The organism is Archangium sp., assembly GCF_045802675.1.
GTDB lineage: Bacteria > Myxococcota > Myxococcia > Myxococcales > Myxococcaceae > Archangium.
In genome coordinates, this window is the sequence record NZ_JBJMQO010000145.1 from 13037 (window position 1) to 31578 (window position 18542).

Annotated in this window: 14 protein-coding genes; 9 read left to right on the forward strand and 5 right to left on the reverse strand. The window is 71.3% G+C overall.

All coding sequences use genetic code 11. The features are described 5' to 3' along the window. Position 1: 1 nt before the first annotated feature. The 4 genes from ACJ8AN_RS39660 (at position 2) to ACJ8AN_RS39675 (ending at position 5736) form a co-directional block, all read left to right on the forward strand. Entirely contained in the window at positions 2–1876 is a 1875-nt protein-coding gene (locus ACJ8AN_RS39660; protein WP_407760830.1) for a LodA/GoxA family CTQ-dependent oxidase, read from the forward strand. 14 nt (positions 1877–1890) lie between these two features. Continuing rightward, positions 1891–3054, forward strand: a complete 1164-nt coding sequence (locus ACJ8AN_RS39665; RefSeq protein ID WP_407760831.1) for an NAD(P)/FAD-dependent oxidoreductase — start codon at positions 1891–1893, stop codon at positions 3052–3054. 223 nt (positions 3055–3277) lie between these two features. After that, the gene (locus ACJ8AN_RS39670) at positions 3278–4945 is read left to right on the forward strand and encodes a protein kinase domain-containing protein (RefSeq protein ID WP_407760832.1); all 1668 of its coding nucleotides are present in this window, start codon (positions 3278–3280) and stop codon (positions 4943–4945) included. Next, positions 4942–5736, forward strand: coding sequence for a hypothetical protein (locus ACJ8AN_RS39675; protein ID WP_407760833.1), 795 nt, complete (start codon positions 4942–4944; stop codon positions 5734–5736). The genes ACJ8AN_RS39670 and ACJ8AN_RS39675 overlap by 4 nt, the downstream gene beginning before the upstream one ends. Here ACJ8AN_RS39675 and ACJ8AN_RS39680 read toward each other — a convergent pair. After that, positions 5657–8605, reverse strand: a complete 2949-nt coding sequence (locus ACJ8AN_RS39680; RefSeq protein ID WP_407760834.1) for a kelch repeat-containing protein — start codon at positions 8603–8605, stop codon at positions 5657–5659. The two genes, ACJ8AN_RS39675 and ACJ8AN_RS39680, sit on opposite strands and share 80 nt — an antisense overlap. Before the next feature lie 288 nt (positions 8606–8893). Next, the gene (locus ACJ8AN_RS39685; protein ID WP_407760835.1) at positions 8894–9556 is read right to left on the reverse strand and encodes a hypothetical protein; all 663 of its coding nucleotides are present in this window, start codon (positions 9554–9556) and stop codon (positions 8894–8896) included. Between the two features lie 203 nt (positions 9557–9759). On the opposite strand from ACJ8AN_RS39685, the gene ACJ8AN_RS39690 reads away from it, so the two are divergent. The 3 genes from ACJ8AN_RS39690 to ACJ8AN_RS39700 all read left to right on the forward strand — a co-directional run bounded on the left by ACJ8AN_RS39690 (position 9760) and on the right by ACJ8AN_RS39700 (position 12868). Further along, positions 9760–11472 carry a GNAT family N-acetyltransferase gene (locus ACJ8AN_RS39690; RefSeq protein WP_407760836.1) on the forward strand — a complete coding sequence of 571 codons (1713 nt, stop codon included), beginning with the start codon at positions 9760–9762 and terminating at the stop codon, positions 11470–11472. 466 nt (positions 11473–11938) lie between these two features. Next, positions 11939–12424 (forward strand): hypothetical protein, encoded by a 486-nt coding sequence (locus ACJ8AN_RS39695; protein ID WP_407760837.1) that lies wholly within the window; start codon positions 11939–11941, stop codon positions 12422–12424. A 48-nt stretch (positions 12425–12472) separates the two neighbouring features. Beyond that, the gene (locus ACJ8AN_RS39700; protein WP_407760838.1) at positions 12473–12868 is read left to right on the forward strand and encodes a hypothetical protein; all 396 of its coding nucleotides are present in this window, start codon (positions 12473–12475) and stop codon (positions 12866–12868) included. Positions 12869–12879: 11 nt separating this feature from the next. Here ACJ8AN_RS39700 and ACJ8AN_RS39705 read toward each other — a convergent pair whose 3' ends face one another. From ACJ8AN_RS39705 to ACJ8AN_RS39715, 3 genes are all read right to left on the reverse strand, one after another. After that, entirely contained in the window at positions 12880–13749 is an 870-nt protein-coding gene (locus ACJ8AN_RS39705) for a DUF2381 family protein (RefSeq protein WP_407760899.1), read from the reverse strand. A gap of 54 nt (positions 13750–13803) precedes the next feature. Continuing rightward, positions 13804–15612, reverse strand: coding sequence for a serine/threonine protein kinase (locus ACJ8AN_RS39710; RefSeq protein ID WP_407760839.1), 1809 nt, complete (start codon positions 15610–15612; stop codon positions 13804–13806). A 100-nt stretch (positions 15613–15712) separates the two neighbouring features. Continuing rightward, the gene (locus ACJ8AN_RS39715) at positions 15713–16081 is read right to left on the reverse strand and encodes a hydrogenase maturation nickel metallochaperone HypA (protein WP_407760840.1); all 369 of its coding nucleotides are present in this window, start codon (positions 16079–16081) and stop codon (positions 15713–15715) included. A 240-nt stretch (positions 16082–16321) separates the two neighbouring features. Here ACJ8AN_RS39715 and zwf point away from each other — a divergent pair, with 240 nt between their 5' ends. After that, complete coding sequence (gene zwf, locus ACJ8AN_RS39720) at positions 16322–17866, forward strand: glucose-6-phosphate dehydrogenase (RefSeq protein ID WP_407760841.1); 1545 nt, start codon at positions 16322–16324, stop codon at positions 17864–17866. Then, positions 17863–18531 carry a 6-phosphogluconolactonase gene (gene pgl / locus ACJ8AN_RS39725; RefSeq protein ID WP_407760842.1) on the forward strand — a complete coding sequence of 223 codons (669 nt, stop codon included), beginning with the start codon at positions 17863–17865 and terminating at the stop codon, positions 18529–18531. The genes zwf and pgl overlap by 4 nt, the downstream gene beginning before the upstream one ends. Positions 18532–18542: the final 11 nt, after the last annotated feature.

Sequence of the window (18542 nt, forward strand, 5' to 3'; positions counted from 1 at the left end):
CATGGCCCGTTTCTTTCGCATCCATCCCGCTGTGGGCGTCGCCCGCGTGGGCAACTCCCCGGACGAGTTCTTCATCGGCCCCGAGCATCCCAACCAGCCGCCCAACTTCGACCTCACCCAGAAGAAGTTCCTGCCCTTCAAGGACAGCCAGGGCCGCGTCAAGCGGCAGGCGGCCCGCTTCCGCGTCTTCGAATACACGATGCAGAACGGCGTGCTGACCCCCCTGCGGGAGGTCACCGCGGGCAGCAACGACGTGACGGGCATCAAGTGGAATGTCCACCTGGCCAACCGCAAGGCCGCCTTCTTCAAGTTCGAGGGGCAGGATGGGGCGGACGGCACCTGGACGGGGGTGCGCAATGCGCACGTCAAGGACCCGGCCGAGCGCACGCGGCAGCTCGTCATCGACCCCGGGCTCAAGTCCATCTCGGGCAAGAGCCAGCCGCCCGTGCCCCTCACCAACACCAAGGCCCACATCCCCATCCCCACCCTGGGCGAACTGCGCACGGATGCGAATGGCCGCCTGCTCGTGCTGGGTGGGCTCGGCCAGTCCAACAAGACGGCGCAGGGCGGGCTCATCAACGACTACGTGAACAATGATTTCTGGTTCGACGACATGTCGGACGGGCCCGTGAGCGCGGAGCTCACCTACACGGAGGCCGGCAACACCCAGACGGCGAAGCTGGAGGGCAAGGACGGCGCCTGGCTGCTGGTGGGGCCGCCGGATTTCGCCCCCGCGGTGGGCAACGTCGTGCGCCTGTTCGACACCCTGTGGGACCTGGCGGTGCGCTCCCGCGAGGTGCCGCTGCCCGACTCCGACGGCCTCTTCGACCAGGGCCTGTTGGCCCGGCTCAAGAAGCAGCGCGCGGATTGGAGCACGACGACCCATTCCTTCCAGACGTACAAGCCCTCCTTCCGGCTGGAGGTGTTCCCCATCCTCGAGCGCGCCCTGGGGCACCGCCACGTCCACAACCCCGAGGCCTCCAAGTCCTTCCATGCCACCTTCGCGGGCGTGGAGCAGGATCTCGGCACGGTGGCCTCGGACAAGGGCCAGCGTCTGCGGAAGACGATCTTCAACTACCTGCGCAACCCCTTCAGCACCGAGCTCGAGCCCCTGCTGATGCCCAAGGGGTTTGGCGACCTCTACTCGGACGAGGCGCCCGACGAGGGGATGAAGCCGGGCTACTTCATGACCCTCACGCGGGTGCAGTACGCGCTGCTCAAGCGCTGGGCCGAGGGAGCCTTCGAGGAGGACTGGGACGCGACGAAGGCCCACGCCATCGATTCGGCCATCACCGCCGAGGGGCTCGATCGGGCCGCGCTGGAGAACGCCGTGGGCGGCCCCTTCTTCCCTGGCATCGACTGCAGCTGGATGGTGCGCCGGACCGAGCTGTACGCGGCGCCCTTCCGCATCAAGCACTCGGGCACGGCGTTCCCCACCACGGCGAAGCTCGCCATCGGCCCGGGGTTCTTCTCCCAGCAGATGGCGCTGCCCTGGCAGGCGGACTTCTACCAGTGCAAGAAGCAGCTCTTCGACCCCACGTCCTTCACGAAGAACGCCTTCACGGGCGATGGCATGTACCACATGTGGTGGGCCGCGCACCGTCCGGATGACGTCTACGCGAAGAAGGGAGACCTCCAGATGGTCCCCTGGACGCGCGCCCTGGAGGCGGTCGCCCAGGCCGACGCGAAGCAGAAGCCGGAGCTCACCACCAGCGCGCCCAAGGGCACCTCCGCCGTGGAGATGGCCATGTACGTCCAGATGCAGAAGAACTGGTCGCAGCTCGGCTTCGTCATCAACGAGGGGGAGGCCTGCTTCGAAACCCAGGAGCGCGGCCCCGCCCCGGCAGCGGATGCCCCCGCCAAGGCGATCGCCTAGGCCTGGCCACCCTCATGCGCACCGATCCCACCTCCAGCCTGGCGGACACGATGAACCCCATGGCCTCCGAGGCACGGGGCCCGAGCGCCTCCTACGGAGTCGTGGTGGTGGGAGGCGGTGTGGCGGGCCTGAGCTCGGCCCTCACCCTGGTGAGGGCGGGCGTCTCCGCCTGCGTCCTGGAGCGCACGGACTATGCGCCCTGGCGCCCCGGGGAGACCCTCTCCCCGGTGGCCTGGGCCGAGTTGCGGCAGCTGCTGGCACCCGAGCCGTTGGAGACAGGGGGCTTCCTGGAGTCGCATGGCCTGGAAGCCACCTGGGGCTCGGAGCGGCCCCACCACCACTCCTTCCTCACCAATCCCTATGGGAGCGGCTGGCACGTGGAGCGCCGGCACCTGGACGCGCTGCTGGCCCGCCAGGCCCAGTCGCTCCAGGTGCCGCTGTGGCGGAGCACCTGCGTCACCCACCTGGAGCGCGAGGGACACGGGTGGCGGGTGCGGGCCCGCACGCCCCAGGGCCCGCTGGAGCTGCGCTGCGAGGCCCTGGTGGATGCGACGGGGCGCTCGGCCCAGGTGGCGCGGCGGCAGGGCGTGCGGCGGCGCGACTGGGATGCGCTGTGCAGCGTGTCCGCGGTCATCGACAGGCCGTCCGGTTTCCAGGCGCAGCACCTGGTGGTGGAGGCCGCGCCCCAGGGCTGGTGGTACGCCGCGCCGCTGCCCGGGGGCCGTCTCATCCTCTCGTTCCTGAGCGACGTGGATGTGCTCCAGCGCCACGGCGCCTTGCAGCCGTCGGGGTGGAGCGCGCTCTTCTCCACCACCCGGCACCTGCGCGAGCGGGTGGGTGGGCTCGAGGCGGTGACCCGGCTGCACGTGCGCCGCTGCGAGACGAGCCGCCTGGAGCACGCGGCGGGGGCGGGCTGGGTGGCGGTGGGGGACGCCGCGGCGATGTGGGATCCGCTCTCCTCGAGCGGAATCCTCAAGGGGCTGCGCACCGGGCGCGCGGCGGCGCGGGCCCTGTGTGCCGCACTGGGGGGCCACAGCGGAGCGCTGGAGGACCACGCACGGCAGGAGGCGGAGGAATTCAGCCGCTACCTGTCCGCGCGCCAGGCCCACTACGCTCTGGAGCAACGGTGGGCCGGAGAGGACTTCTGGAGGCGCCGGCTGGACGCACCCGCGGGGTGAGGCCGATACCGCCAGACTCGGGACCCGGTGCGCGTGCTCACGGGATCCGGACCTGCGGGAGCGCGGGGCGTCCATGTGCGTGTGACTCCCCGTGGGGGTAGCGGGGGTTGTCTCCCTGATGTGGTAGACCGGCGGGGCGAACCACTCCCCCCACATGAGTCCGCCTGCCCCTCGTTTCTGCCCGAGCTGTGGCGATGCGCTGTCTCCCAGCGCGGCGTGTCCCGTGCACGGCCTCCTCACGGAGTCACCGGCCGGCGGCGACCCGGAGCAACCCTCGAAGGAGGAGAACGCGCTGGTGGGCCAGCGGCTCGGCGACTACCAGGTGCGCCGGTGCATCGGCCGCGGGGGCATGGGCATCGTCTATGAGGCCGAGCACGTGGCCCTCGGCCGCCGGGTGGCCCTCAAGGTGCTGCGCGAGGAACACACCCGGGGCCCCCACGCGCGGGAGCTGCTGAGCGAGGCCCGCGCCGCGGCGGCCATCCAGCACCGCGGCATCATCGACGTCTTCGGCTTCGGCCAGGAGCCGGGCCTCGGACAGTACCTCGTCATGGAGTACCTCGAAGGCCAGCCGCTCAGCGAGCTGCTCGAGCCGGGCGTCCCCCTGGCGCCCGTGCACGTGCTGAGGCTGCTCGGCGAGGTGCTCGAGGCGCTGTCGGCCGCCCATGCCCGGGGCGTCATCCACCGCGACCTCAAGCCGAGCAACATCTTCGTCGTGCGCGAGCCGGACGGCACCGAGTCCATCAAGGTGCTCGACTTCGGGCTCGCCAAGCGCAGCACCGTGCCCGATGGCACCGCGCCCCAGACGCGCTCGGACATGATCGTCGGCACGCCCCACTACATGGCGCCGGAGCAGGCCCTGAGCGAGGCGGTGAGTCCCCGCACCGACCTGTACGCGGTGGGCGTCATCGCCTTCGAGATGCTCACCGGGCGGCGGCCCTTCCCGGGCCGTTCCTCGATGGAGATCGTCGCCCATCACCTGAAGAGCCCTCCCCCCCGGCTCTCCTCCTACGTGGAGCTGCCTGCCGCGCTCGAGGAGCTCGTCCTCCGGTTGCTCGCCAAGGAGCCCTCTCAGCGCCCGGCCTCGGCCAGCGAGGTGGCCCGGGAGCTGAACCCGGAGCCGGAGCGGCCCCGGAGCCCGCCTCCCGCCCTCCTCGCCGTGACGAAGGTCGCCCCCGCCCTCGCCTTCATGAATGAACCGACCCTGCGGCGGTCCTTCGCCGCGGCCGGGTCCCCCACCGGGGAGGAACAGCCGCCCCCGCCGCTCCCGGTGCGCGGCCCGCGTTGGCGGCAGGGGGCGGTGGTGGGCGGACTGCTGGTGCTCGCGCTCGGGGGAGTCGCGGTCCTGGGCCGCGGAGCTTCTCCCGAGGTGCCCGGTGTGGCCGGACAGCCGTCCACTCCGGCGTCAACGGTCTCACCGCCGCCCGCTGTCACGCCCTCACCCGAGCCCCGCTCCACCCCGGCCGCTTCGTCCGCGACAGTCGCGTCCCCCGCGCCGAAGAGGCCGTCCCACCCGGCTCCCACGCACGCGGCGGAGCCCCCGCCCGCGAAGCCCGAGGCCTCCGACATGGGCCCCCCCGGGCCGGCCTCCGCCACGCAGGCCGCCGCGCCGCCGGCCCCGTCCGAGGCCGCTCCTCCGCCCGTGGCCGCGAGCACGACGGGAACACTGCAGCTCATCGTCAAGGGCGCCTGGGCCGATGTGTGGGTGGATGGAGAGATGCTCGGGAGGGTGCCTCCCCTGCACAGCTACGTCCTGCCCGCGGGCGAGCATGAGCTCGAGCTGCGCAATCCGGGCCTCGCGCCCCATCGCGAGAAGCTCGTCATTCCCCCGGGCGGGCTCCTGACGTACACCACCCGGCTCGAACCCACTGAGCAGGCCTCACCCCGTCCATGAGCCCGAGCGCCCTCGCCGCCGTGGTGCTGTTGCTCCTCGCTCCCGCCGCCCGCGCGGACACGCCGCCGTGCATCCAGCGCTACGAGGAGGGCCAGTACCCGGCGGCGATCCAGGCCTGCGAACAGTGGCTGGCCCGCCCGGGGCTTTCCTCCCAGGAGCGGGGAACGGCGCGCATCTACCTGGCCGCCTCGCTGCATGTGCTCCTGTACCTGGACCGGGCCCAGCAACAACTCGAGCTGCTCGCGCGCGAGAGCCCGGAGAGGCGCGTGGACCCCATCCGCTTCCTGCCCGAGCTGGTCGCGCTCGCGGAGAGCATCCGGGAGCGGGTGGAGACGGAGAAGCGGCACGAGGCGGAGCAGGCGGCCCTGCGCGAGCGCGAGGCACGGGAGCGGGCGCGCAACGCGCCGCGCCTGCGGCCCGAGCTCCTCGGGCTCGTCGAGCCCCTCAACCGCGTGTGGAGTCCGGGCGCGGGGCTCTCCATCCACGCAGGCCCGCTGGAGGGCGGCGCGCGGGCGTGGCTCGGCAGACGGCCGGCCTTCCAACTCCAGGGGGGGCTGGTACCGGGCGGAGGGAGCCTGCGGCCCTGCGTGGCCCTGCGCGCCACCCTCAACCCCGGCGCGGGAGGCTATGCCGGGGGCGTGGTGGTGGGCGGCAGGCTCTCGCTGCCCGCGGGCTTCGTCGCGCTGCTGGACCTGGGGGCGGACTACTTCTTCATCGCCGACGAGGCCCACCAGCGCCTGGCGCTGACGGTCCAGGCGGGGCTCGGCTTCGACGTGCGCCTTCACGAGTGAGCCAGCCGGCCACCAGCACCCAGGCCCAGAGCAGCGGGGAGGCGGGAGTGGTGGCGCAGCTCCAGCCGAAGTAGCTGCCGGGCATGGCGAGGGTGAAGGAGGAGGTGGTGGGCGCGCTGGTGTTGCCCGCCCGGTCCGTCGCGGTGATCGAGACCGCATGGAGCCCGAGCGCCAGGGACTGGGGGGGCGTGAATTGCCAGACGCCCGTGCCATCGGCCTTCAGCATCACGGCTTCGCCCGCGTCCAGCACCAGCCGCACCGTGCTCTCCGGCTCGGCCCTGCCCAGGAGGTCCGGCACCCGGGGAGAGTAGAAGGTGCTGCCGTCGCCCGGTGCCAGCACCTCCGGCGCCTCGGGGGGCCGCGTATCCACGGTGAAACCGAGCGCCTCGGACGCCGGGCTCTCGTTCCCGGCCTCGTCGACGGCGGTGAGCGAGACCGTGTAGGGCCCATCGGCCAGCGCCGTGTCCGGGGTGTGGCTCCAGGCGCCTCGCGCGTCGGCCGTGAGCGTCCACCTCCCACCTCCGGACAGCGCCAGCCGCACCGTGCTGCCCGGCTCGGCGGTGCCCGAGACGGTGGGCCGGGGGTTGTTGAGCCACGCCCCGCGGCCCGGAGCCGACACCTGGGGCGGAGCCGGAGCGGTGCCGTCCACCTGGAGGAACCGCCCGCCGGGGATGCCGTTCGTCATCACCGACAGCAGGTAGTAGCCATCCCGTAGAGCGGGCAGGGAGACGGAGACGGCCGTGTCCGAGAAGTCGCTCCCCGGAAGGTGGACGAGCGTGTCGCCCTCCAGCGCCCGCAGGGTGACGAGGGGGGAGTTGGTCGCGGAGCCTTGGCTGACGCCGCCGCTGGCCTCGGACAGGCCCCGGAAGCCACGCCCGGTGAGCCGGAGCGCCGCGCCTGGCTTCTTCACGGTCAACGCGTCCACGGCCGGGCGCCACGCCTCGAGCACCCGCGGCTCCGAGTACAGCGCCGCGTGGAAGGACTCCAGCGTGCTCGTGCCGCCCACCATCAGCACCTGGCCCGTGGGCAGCAGCGTCGCCGTGTGGCCGGAGCGGGCCTCGGGCAGTGCCCCCGTCGCGCTCCAGAGACCCGTGGCCGGGTCATACACCTCCGCGCTGGCCGTGCCCCCGCCGGTGGCCAGCACCGTGCCCGAGGACAGCAGCGTCGCCGTGTGGCCGGAGCGGGCCGTGGCCAGTGCCCCCGTTTCGAGCCAGCTGTTCGTGGCGGGGTCGTACACCTCCGCGCTGCTCAGCGCGCCGCCATCCACCCCGGAGCCCCCGGAGACGAGCACCTCGCCCGAGGGCAACAGCGTCGCCGTGTGGTGGGCACGGGCCTGGCTCATCTCCGCCGTCGTGCGCCAGGTGCGCGCGGCCGGGTCGTAGAGCTCCGCGCGGGCCTCGCCGCTCACGCCACCGGCGACGAGCACCTCGCCCGAGGGCAGCAGCGTCGCCGTGTGGCCGGAGTGGGCCGTGGCCAGCGGGCCCGTGTCGCTCCAGATGCCCGTGGCCGGCTCGTACTGCTCGGCGTCCGCCCCGCTGACCACCAGCACCTGGCCCGAGGACAGCAGCGTCGCCGTGTGGCCGGAGCGGCTCGTCTTCATCGCCCCCGTCTCGCTCCAGGTGCCCGTGGCCGGGTCGTAGAGCTCCGCGCTGGCCGTCCCACCTCCAGCGGCCAGCACCCGGCCCGAGGGCAGCAACGTCGCCGTGTGGCCGGAGCGGGCGTGGGCCAGCACCCCCGTCTCGCGCCAGGTGTTCGTGGCCGGGTCATACACCTCCGCGCGCTGCGTCCCCTCGCCCCCGGCCACCAGCACCTGGCCCGAGGGCAGCGGCGTCGCCGTGTGGCCACGATGGAGCAGGGCCGGCACGGCCACGGGATTCCAGGTGCTCGTGGCGGGAGGCACGTACACCTCCGCCCGCCCGCCCTGGACCATCAGCACGTTGCCCGAGGGCAGCAGCGTCGCCGTGTGCAGGCTGTGGCCCGTCGTGAGCGGAGCCGCCCCGCTCCAGGTGCCCGTGACGGGGTCGTACACCTCCACGCTGGAGAGGGGCCCATCGCGGGAGCCCCCCGCCACCAGCACCCGGCCCGAGGGCAGCAGCGTCGCCGTGTGGTCGAAGCGGCCCGTGGCCAGCGCGCCCGTCTCGCTCCAGGTGTCCGTGGCCGGGTCGTACACCTCGGCGCTGGCCAGCCCGCCGCCCGCTTCCCCCTCGCCCCCAACGACGAGCACCTGGCCCGAGGGCAGCAGCGTCGCCGTGTGTTTCTGGCGGGCCTGGTGCAGGGGGGCCACCGTGCGCCAGGTGCCCGTGGCCGGGTCGTACAGCTCGGTGCTGGCCAGCAGGCCGCCCTCCAACGGGGTGCCTCCGGTGATGAGCACCTCGCCCGAGGGCAGCAGCGCCGCCGCGTGCTCCAGGCGTCCCGTGGCCATCGCCTGCGTGGGGCGCCAGGAGTTGGTGGCCGGGTCATACTCCTCGGCTTCACCCTGGCCCGCCGCCAGCACCCGGCCCGAGGGCAGCAGCGTCGTCGTGTGAAAGAAGCGGTCGACCTTCAGCGCGCTCGTCATGCCCCAGGTGCGCGTGACCGGGTCGTACACCTCCGCGGTGACGGCGCCGAAGGGGTCGAAGAAGTCACCGGTCACCAGCACCCTGCCCGAGGGCAGCAGCGTCGCCGAGGCGTTGTAGCGGGCTTCGATCATCGGGCCCGTCGAGCTCCAGGTGCCCGTGGCCGGATCGAACTCCTCGGCGCCCGTGTCCGCCCCCCCGGCCACCAGCACCTTGCCCGAGGGCAGCAACGTCGCCGTGTGGAACTCGTGATAGCCGCGCGGCGTGGACACCGGCCCGGACGCCAGCCGAGCCAGGCGCCGCCCCTGGGTCACGGCGGCACGGCCGTCCTCGTGAAGTGTCCGTGCGTCCCTGCCTCCGGGCACACCGCAGCCCAGCCACACGCAGACCAGCGGCAGCAGCCACCCGGTGCCCCTGGGTGAAGGGGACCCTCTGCCCAACCACGAATGCTTCATGCTCGCTCCATCCCACGGCCTGGCCGCGAGCAGACCGGCTCGCGACGGGCGGGAGTCTACCCTTCAGGACGAGGAGCACACCCATGGGAGGAGCCGCCGCCAGACCCCGCGCTCCCCTCCGGCCCGGGGAGCGCGGGCTCCGTCCCGCTAATGCTTGCAGAGGAAGTTGTAGTTGGTGCTCTGGACGTTGGAGATGAGCGAGGGGTCGCACGACGCCAGGACGTAGTCGGTGCGGACGGCGGTGGCGGCGCGGCGCTCGACGCAGAAGCCGGCGCCCAGGCCGCACTTCCAGGCCTGCAGGTACTGGTAGCGGTAGCTGCCGCCCGAGCTGGTGTTGACGCAGGTGCCCGTGCTCCCCGCCTGAATCTGCCAGCTGCAGCTCGAGTTCATCCACACGCGCGTGAGCGGATCACTCAGGACGAGCGTGGGGCACTGCATCCACGACAGCACCCACTGGCCATTGGGACAGAGCTTGAAGAACGAGGGCCAGTTGGGGAACGGGACGAGCTTGAGGGTGAACCGGGTCGCCTCGCCGGTGAGCGCGTCCTTGGTCACATAGGAGCCGTCGGCGTTCGGCTGGGCCTGGAGCTCGCGCAGGGTGATGTCCCGCATGTCGTCGCGGGCGTACAGCACGCCCCCTTCGCGGTCGAGCGCGCCAATCATGTCCTCCACCTTGCGAGGCTCCTCGGTGGCGGCCTGGGCAACGGCCTCCAGTTCCTGCGACGGGGCCGGCTCGAGCTCGGTCCCACCACAGCCAGCGCCCAGCGCCAGGACTCCCATCACGGCGATGCTTCCGAAGATGCGGTTCATCAGGTCTCTCCTCAGGGGTTGAAAGGGATTTCCCGCCCGAGCTGTGCAACCCCCGCGCCAACCTGGGAAACCCGGTGCGTCCCTCGGGAAGGGGGAAACGGGAGTACCCGGTGTTGCGCGCTCCCCTACGGAGAAAGGGCCGCGCTGTTGCTCCAGAGGCCACGCCGCCCGGGTGTAGACTCGAGACGTCCGTGGAGGCCGGTATGAGGAGCGCCCTGTACGAGCGGTTGCGCACCCTGGGAGAGCACTACCGCGCCGAGCGCGCGAGGACGACTCGCAAGCGCCGGAGGCAGGAGGCGGCCGCGCCGGGGTTTGACCGCGCGGCCTTCCGGGAGCTCGGCGCGGCGGGGATGTTCCGCGTGGCGCTGGAGCCCGCGCTGGGAGGCGAGGGGCTCGCCGGCGCGGTGCATGCGCTGGCGGGCTTCGCGGCGGGCTCGGGGGACCTGGGGCTGGCCACCTCGCTGCTCGCGCACCTCGTCTGCACGCGGCTGCTGGCCCAGGCCGGCACGGAGGCACAGCGCGCGCACGCCCTGCCCCGCCTGCTCTCCGGCGAGTGGGTGGGCGCGGTGGCCAACACCGAGCCCCGGGCGGGCACGGACATCCTCGCCCTGCGCGCGCGCGTGACGCCCACGGCCGAGGGACTGAGGCTGGACGCGCGCAAGTGCAGCATCACCAACGTGGGGCCCGCGGACCTGGCCATCATCTCCGCACGGCTGGCCGGCGTGCCTCCCTCCCACGCGGTGAACCTCTTCCTGCTGGAGACGGCCCGCCCAGGCGTGCACCTGCGGCCGGTGACGGACCTCATGGGCCTGGCCACCTCGGCCACGGGCAACCTCATCGCCCACCGGGTGATGCTGCCTCCGGACGCGCGGCTGGGCGAGCCGGGCGATGGCGTGCGCCTGTTCCGCAGCACCTTCACCGAGGAGCGGCTGCTCACCGGCGTGCTGTACCTCGCGGCGGTGCGCCGCTGCCTCGAGCGCGGGCTGGCCCATGCGCAGGCGCGCCGCACCTTCGGCGAGCCGCTGGGGCGCCACCAGTACATTCAGGAGCGGCTGGTGCGCATGCGCGTGGCCGAGGAGACGCTGGAGGCGTTGCTGGACTCGGTGCTCGGGGCGCTGTCGCGGGGTGAGGAGGTATTCGGCTCGCTGTCCATCCTCAAGCTGTACGGCGTGGAGGCGGCGGTGGACGCGGCGCAGGGCCTCATGCGGGTGCTCGGAGGCAAGGGCCTGCGCCGGAGCGAGGGCGCCGAGGGAATGCTGCGCGACTTGCTGTGCCTCTCCATCTTCGGCGGCACGGTGGAGCTGCACAAGGTGGTGCTCTACAACGAGACGGTGAAGGCGCGCGGGCGGGTGCGGCCGCCGCCCGTGGAGGAGGAGTCGCTCGAGGTGCACGACACGCGGGCGCTGCCGCCGGGGCTGGAGGCGGAGCTGTGCGCGCTGGTGGCCCGCACCTTCCCGGGAGAGCCCGCGCTGCACGGCCGATACTACTACGACACGCGGCCGGACGTGGTGGTGACGGTGCGGCGCGGCGGAGGGCTCGCGGGCTTCCGCGCCGTCACCTTCCGCGAGGTGCTGCTGGGAGGCCGGGGGGTGAAGGTGGCGGGGCTGGGCATCGCGGTGGCGCCCGAGCACCAGGGGCAGGGACTCGGGACGCTCCTCACGCGCCGGGTGCTGGCGCTGCTGGCCGAGCGCGGTGTGGAGCTCGCCCTGGCCTTCCTCCTCACGCGCTCGGCGGAGAAGCTGTTGCGCGCCGCGGGCTTCTCGCGCATCGGCGCCCCGGTGACGTACCTGGCGCGCGAGGACGGCCGGCTCGTCACCGAGTCCATGCCCACCTGGGGCCTGGCACTCGGCGGCTCGGCGCTGCTGGAGGAAATCGAGGCCCGGGGCGGACTGCACCTCGGCGTGGGCACGTGGTGAGCCGGGTGCGGTTCGCGCCGCGAGGGCCGTCACGGGAGGGGGGGCGTGATGCTCCAAGCGCGGAAGCTGACGAAGCACTACGAGAGCTTCGAATCCCTATCGTCGCCCGAAGCCTCTTGAGCGGATGGCGCCTCCGCGCCAGGGATTGGCGAAGGGCCGCGCGCTCACGTTTGACCTACCGGAGTGGAAGACGGTGGGCCACGCCCCATGGGCTCCCACACGTATTCCTCCGTCGGAGCACCGGCCTGAACTTCGTCTGCCACGTCCCGATGACCCCATCGCCCTGAACCTCGGCTACCGCTGGAGTGTGCACCACCAGACGGGTGGGGGAGGCGGCGCGATGTGTGCAGCGCCCCACCGATACACTGGGCAGGAAGCTGGGCTCGCGGGCCAAAGCGGCCAGCCCGGAATCATGCGCGAACCGGAGCACCCACGCGAGACCGTAGGGATGGGAGGAGGACACCCGATGAAATTGCTTGCCCTGATAATGGCAGTGGCCATGGCAAGCCTCGGATGCGTCCACACGCAAGCACCTGAGCGAAAGATGTACCTGATCGCAGAGGATGTAAGCCGCATCCACTTCAAAGAATACACTCCCGGAACTGGCGGTGCTGGCGCAGAGACCTACTGCAATGAACTGCAAATCCAGTGCTACGACAAGTGCTGGGGGCGCAAGCCTCCGATTTGGAGCATCAAGAAACACTCCGCCGTGCACCGCGAATTCTGCACCAAGAAATGCCGGGAAGAATTCAACGAGTGCGTCGACAAGCTCGAGGAAATCGAGCGGCAAGAGTCAAACAGCAAGAAATTGACCTTCCCAAGCATCGACTCCGCGCTCGACTGGCTCAAAGAACACACCCCCGAGGCGCCGCCCGGAACCCATGTAGTCGTGGCCGGAGTGGGCTTTGTTATTGCGATAATGGGTGGCGCGCTTTTTCTTGTCCCCATCTGAACCAGGCGTTGCCGCCAGGAACAGAAACGCGAAAGGCTTGGCGCTATAATGCCCCACATTCCGGACTTCGACACAGACGCAATCCTCGGCATCCTGGACTCAATCAGCCAGAAACATCCGGAGAACTCACCGGAAAGGGACGCCATCGAACTTGCACAGATTGCGTTGATCTACCCCCGCCACATCAGGAAAGAGGATGAATTCCGCAGGTTCTACAGGGATTTTTTCGACCCCTCATTCAAGCTCGAAGTCTCCCATGAATTCGCAACACGGGAAGATGCAGACCAATGGCTTGCCAGTGGGAAGGCCGAAGACGCCGAGCGCATCAGAATTGCGGGCAGGGGCTTCATGGTCGTTCGATTGCCTGGAAGGTTTACATTCATGAGTGCACCTCTTGAAGGCGAAGAGGTGGAAGCGGACAAATCAGAGGAGGATTCCGAGTAGGCAATTCATGCTTACGGGAACGACACTTCGGGGATGGTGATGGCACGTCCGCTCGCGTCCCACAGCTTCAGCGTCAGCTCGCCTCGCGCCTGCCTTTCGCTCGCCTCGGCCTCCACGACCACCGACTTGCGCGCATTGGGCAGAATGACCTCATCTTGCCGGAACGCAACCCTCTGCAACTCTTCGCCCCGGGCGTCCACCAGAGCGGCCCCCGCCACCGACCAGGGCTCCGAACCGCTGTTCAGCAGAACCACCTCCACCGCGACGCTCTTGCCTCCGCGGAAACTGGTCCCCGCCAGCAGGGAGAGGCCTCCTTCCGATGGTGGAAATGTCCCCACGCGGAGCGGTTGCGCTTGAACCCCCTCGCGCCCCAGCAACCTGCTGGCAATGAGACTCCGCAGGCCCTTTGACTCGTGGAGGTGTGCACGCGTCAGCTCGAGCTCTTCGCGCAGCCGCTCATTCCGGGCGCGCTCCTGAAGCACCTCCTGCTGCAAGGACTCCCGGGTGCGTGGATCGCGATAGACCTCCACCTGATGCGTTGCCTGTCCCGGGTGGGCCACCAGGACGAAGGCGATGCTGCTCGAGGATGCTTCGCCCTCGAAGCGCACCGAGAGCCGCAGACGCTCCCCGGGGCTCAGGTCTGGCGGCGGTAGCAGCGTGAGGAGCCGCCGGGTACGCACCACCTCCTCGAACCGCACTTCGTCTTGCAGCTCCACGGAAGCGGGAGCATCGAAACGCAGGCTCGTCATGAGTCCTGGACCCACGCAGATTTCCCGGGCCTGGGTGACGGGAGCGAGTGCCAGCTCGACGCGCTGAACCTCCTCACAGGCATCACCCGCCGGTGGCGCCACGTCGGGTGCACCTCGAAGCAACACGAGCATCAAAAGGGACGAGGGCGAGGATGGGAACACGGAAGGATGCCTTCAACCCGAGGCCTATTGAAAGAAGTAAGGGACCGCTCGGATGTAGACCGCGTAGGGGAGGCGGGCTTCCCGAGCCGTGCTACCGGGTTCCATCTTGATACCGAGCCCATCGGTCGACAGCCAGGCCATACAGACCGGCACGGTCTCCCCCCCGGGCAGGCGGGCCCGGGTGAACCGGCCGTAGACACGATCCGTCCCGAACATGGTCCGGCCGGTGAAGACGGTGCCCGCCGGCAACTCACGCCAGTCCATCGCGAGCTCGACCGAGACCTCGCCCTCCCGAACGATGGCGACGCGGGTGCTCTCGAAGGAGGGAAAGACGACGAGATTTTCCTCCGCGAGGATGCCGGCCTGCTTGGCGAACTCGATGGAGCCGGGCGGGCACTCCTCTTCGGGGGGAGGCGGACGCTGGTGAGGACCGCTCGCGCAGGCGGAGCCGGCAAGGCAGCCGACGGTGAGCAGGGAGCGGGCCGTCTGGGATTTCTTCATCGCGGTGTCCTCGCTTCGCGTCGCTCGGGCGACGGGCGCGGGGGTGGGTGACGCCCGGGGTACCGCGCCGGGGCCAACGTCTCCCGTCACCCGGGGAGGCGCCATTTCCTGGCGAGGCACAGCCTGCTGAGGCTGGGAGGGGGTGGGTGACGTAATACGTGGGGTGGCGGAGGCCACGCGCGCCGCCGGCACCTGCTCCTCGGGAGCACGCCGCCCGGCCCTGGGCAGGAAGAGCAGGACGCCCGCGACCACGGCTGCGCCGAGCACGAAACCGGCCGCCCAGGGCCACCACCCTCCCCCCGGGCGAGCACGCTCCGCCAGCGCTGGCGCGACGACAGGCGCGGCAACCGGTGCCACCTCGGAAACGAGAACCGGAGCAGGAGCCCCCTCCGCCTCGAGTGCCGGAACCGGGCGCCGCTCCCGCCTGCCCCCGGGAAACAGCGGCACAGCCCACGCGTCATCCGCCCGGGCCGCCGCGTCCTCCAGGGCCGCCTCGAGGGCCCTCGCGTCCGGGAAGCGCGCCTCGGGGGCCTTCGCCAGCAGGCGCAGGCACAGCGCGCCCAGCGCCGGAGGCACGCGCGGGTTGAGCAGGTGCGGAGCCTCGGGGTCCTCCTGGAGGATGGAGCGCACCATGTCCAGGTCGTGCCGGTCTCCGAAGGGGAGCTCGCGCGTGAGGAGCCCATACATCGCGACGCCCAGCGCCCACAGGTCATCCCCCTTGCCGAAGGGATAGGGCCCGCCCTCCCACTCGCGGGCGAACCGGTACGCCTCGGGGCTGCGGTACTCGGGAGTCCCGGGAGGCAGCAGCGTCGTGAGCCGCGGGGCGCCCTCGTAGGCGGCCGCGCCGAAGTCCACCAGCACCGGCAGCCCATCGGCCTCGCGCATGACGACGTTGGGCTCCTTCACGTCCCGGTGCACCACGCCCGCGGCATGCACCTCGCCCAGGGTGCGCGCCAGCGGCAGCAGCACCTGGCGCACCAGCTCGAGCACGGACGGGTTCTGCTCCCGGGCCCACACGTCCAGTGGGCGGCCCTCCACCAGCGCGAGCGCCAGCACGAGGAAGCGGGGCTCCTCGTCCGGCCAGAGGCTGTAGCCGCGGAAGCTGACGACGTGGGGGGACTGCACGCGGCGCAGCGCATCCACCTCGCGCTGGCCCCGGCGGCCCACGGGCACGAGCTTCACGGCGAAGGCGCGCCCGTCCCGCGAGGCCCGGTACACGGTGCCCCCGCTGCCGGAGGAAATCTTCCCCTCGAGGATGAAGCCCGCCACGCGCTCGCCGGGCTCGAGCTCCAGCCACGGCCCCTCCCCTGCCCCGCCCATCTCGTCGTGCATCCGGCCTCCCTCCGGCTGGCGAGGCTACCCGAGCGCGGCGAAACAGCCCCGGACGCCGGGGGTAGGGAGACGCTGGCCCAACGTCACCCGGCGGGGAGCCTCAATCCACCTCGAGGGCGGTGATGGCCATGCCCGTCTGTCCGAGCTGCTCCCCATCGGCGCTGCCGCACACGGGGCAGCACAGCAGGTGGTGCTCGGGGGCGTAGGTGCGGCCACACGTGCGGCAGCGCGCCTCCACGTGGATGAGGTTGAGCAGGAGCCGGGCGCCCTCGGCGCGCGTGCCCCGGGCGTGGGCGGCGAAGTGGAGGGACAGGCCCTCGGGAGAGAGGGAGCCGGTCTCGGCCACCCAGCCGCGCACCACGCGGATGCGCGAGGCGCCGTGGAAGACGGCCTGCTGGAGCACGGTGTCGAGCACCTGCCGGGCCAGCGTGGACTCCTGGGGAGTGACACGACGGGAGGGGGCGATCATGGGGCCTCCGGGGGGGGCGGAAGGCGGGAGTTGCGGCCGGAAAGCCTACGCGCCCGCCCCTCGGGCCCGCGAGCCGGGGGGAGCGCGGCACGTCATCCGGCCAACGGTTGCGACTCCCACATCCGGCACCCGACGGCGGGCTCGGCCTGACGGACGGATGCGTGTCACGACGTATTGATGCGCCGCCACGAGCCCGAGCGCATATGTTCCTCCCCCGCATCCGCCGTTCTGGAGGGCCACATGGACCAGCAGGGCCTGCACATCGAGACGCATCCCCGCGAGGGCGACCCACTGTTGCGCGCGGGCAGACCGGACCCCTGCACCATGGTGCTCTTCGGAGCCACGGGAGACCTGGCGCAGCGCAAGCTCTTCCCGGCGCTCTTCGAGCTGGCGCGCCAGAAGCTGCTGCCGGACGCCTTCGCGGTGGTGGCCTTCAGCCGCTCGGAGCACAACCTGGAGCAGTTCCGCGCGCAGGTGAAGGAAGGGCTGGCGAAGTTCGCGCGCACCCAGCCGTTGGACCCGGCCACCTGGGAGTGGCTCTCCTCGCGGCTGGAGATGATGACGGGCGGGTACGACGACCCCGAGTCCTTCATCCGCCTGCGCGAGCACCTGGAGCGCATCTCCGGGCGCTTCGGCACGCAGGGCAACCAGCTCTACTACCTGGCCACGCCGGCCTCCACCTTCCCCTCGCTGCTCGAGGGCCTGTCGGGCGCCGGGCTGCTGTACCGCGAGGACCCCAGCGTGAAGCGGCCCTGGCGGCGGCTCGTCATCGAGAAGCCCTTCGGCAGGGACCTGGCCACCGCGCGCGAGCTCAACCGCGCCCTGGCCGCGGTGCTGGACGAGAAGCAGATCTTCCGCATCGACCACTACCTGGGCAAGGAGACGGTGCAGAACATCCTCGTCTTCCGCTTCTCCAACGCCATCTTCGAGCCGCTGTGGAACCGGCAGCACATCGACCACGTGGAGATCACGGCGGCGGAGAAGATTGGAGTGGAGGGGCGCGGGCGCTTCTACGACGAGACGGGCGTCATCCGGGACATGGTGCAGAACCACCTGTTGCAGGTGCTGGCGCTGTGCGCGATGGAGCCGCCGGTGTCGTTCGGGGCGGAGGACATCCGGGACGAGAAGAACAAGGTGTTCCGGGCGCTGCGCCCCATGGTGGGCAGCGAGGTGGGGCAGTACGTGGTGCGCGGGCAGTACAAGGGCTACCGCGAGGAGAACGGGGTGGCGAAGGACTCGTCGACGCCCACCTACGTGGCCCTGAAGACATACATCGACACGTGGCGTTGGCAGGGAGTGCCCTTCTACGTGCGGGCGGGCAAGGGCCTGAGCAAGCGCGTGACGGAGGTGTCCATCCACTACAAGTCGGTGCCGCACTGCCTGTTCAACACGAGCGACACGTGCCAGCGGTTGCAGCCCAACGTGCTCACGCTGCGCATCCAGCCGCGCGAGGGCATCGCGCTGAGCTTCGAGTCGAAGGTGCCGGGCGAGGACATCAACGTGGCCGGAGTGACGATGGACTTCGACTACGCCAACAGCTTCCACAAGCCGGTGCCGGAGGCGTACGAGCGGCTGATGCTGGACTGCATGCGGGGGAACACGACGCTCTTCGCGCGGCAGGACAGCGTGGAGCAGGCGTGGGGGTGGGTGACGCCGATCATCGAGTCGTTGGACTCGGGCAAGGGCGGGCCGCTGCACACGTACGAGCCGGGGAGCGCGGGGCCGGACGCGGCGGCGGCGCTGGCGTCGAAGGACGGACGCCGGTGGACGGAGCTGAAGGGATGAGGCCGGCCCCCATCGTGGTGGACAAGGAAGCGATGGGCTCCGAGGGCGCGGACTGGGTGGCGCGAGAGTTGCGCGAGGCGCTGGGAGGAGGCCGGAGGGCGAGCCTGGCGCTGTCGGGAGGGAGCACACCGGGGCCGGTGTACCGGGAGCTGACGAAGCGGGACGTGCCGTGGGAGCGGGTGGACTTCTACTTCGTGGACGAGCGCTTCGTGCCGCCGGACCACCCGGACAGCAACTACCTGCTGGCGGAGGAGGCCCTGTTCAAACCGCTGGGGGTGCCGCCGCGGCACATCTTCCGGATGCAGGGAGAGCGGGTGGACCGGGACCAGGCGGCGAGGGACTACGAGAAGAAGCTGCCGCCGGTGCTGGACGTGGTGGTGCTGGGGATGGGGGAGGACGGACACACGGCCTCGCTCTTCCCGGGCCACGCGGCGCTCGAGGAGAAGGAGCGGCGGGTGCTGGCGGTGGTGGGCCCGAAACCGCCGCCGTGGAGACTGACGCTGACGCTGCCGGTGCTGCGCTCGGCGAGGAAGGTGCTGGGGCTGGTGAGCGGGGCGGGCAAGCGGGACATGGTACGCCGGGTGCTGGCGGGGGAGGACCTGCCGGCGGCGAAGGTCGAGCAGACGCAGTGGATGATGGACCGGGCGGCGGCGGGCCAGGGCTGAAAGACAGGCCA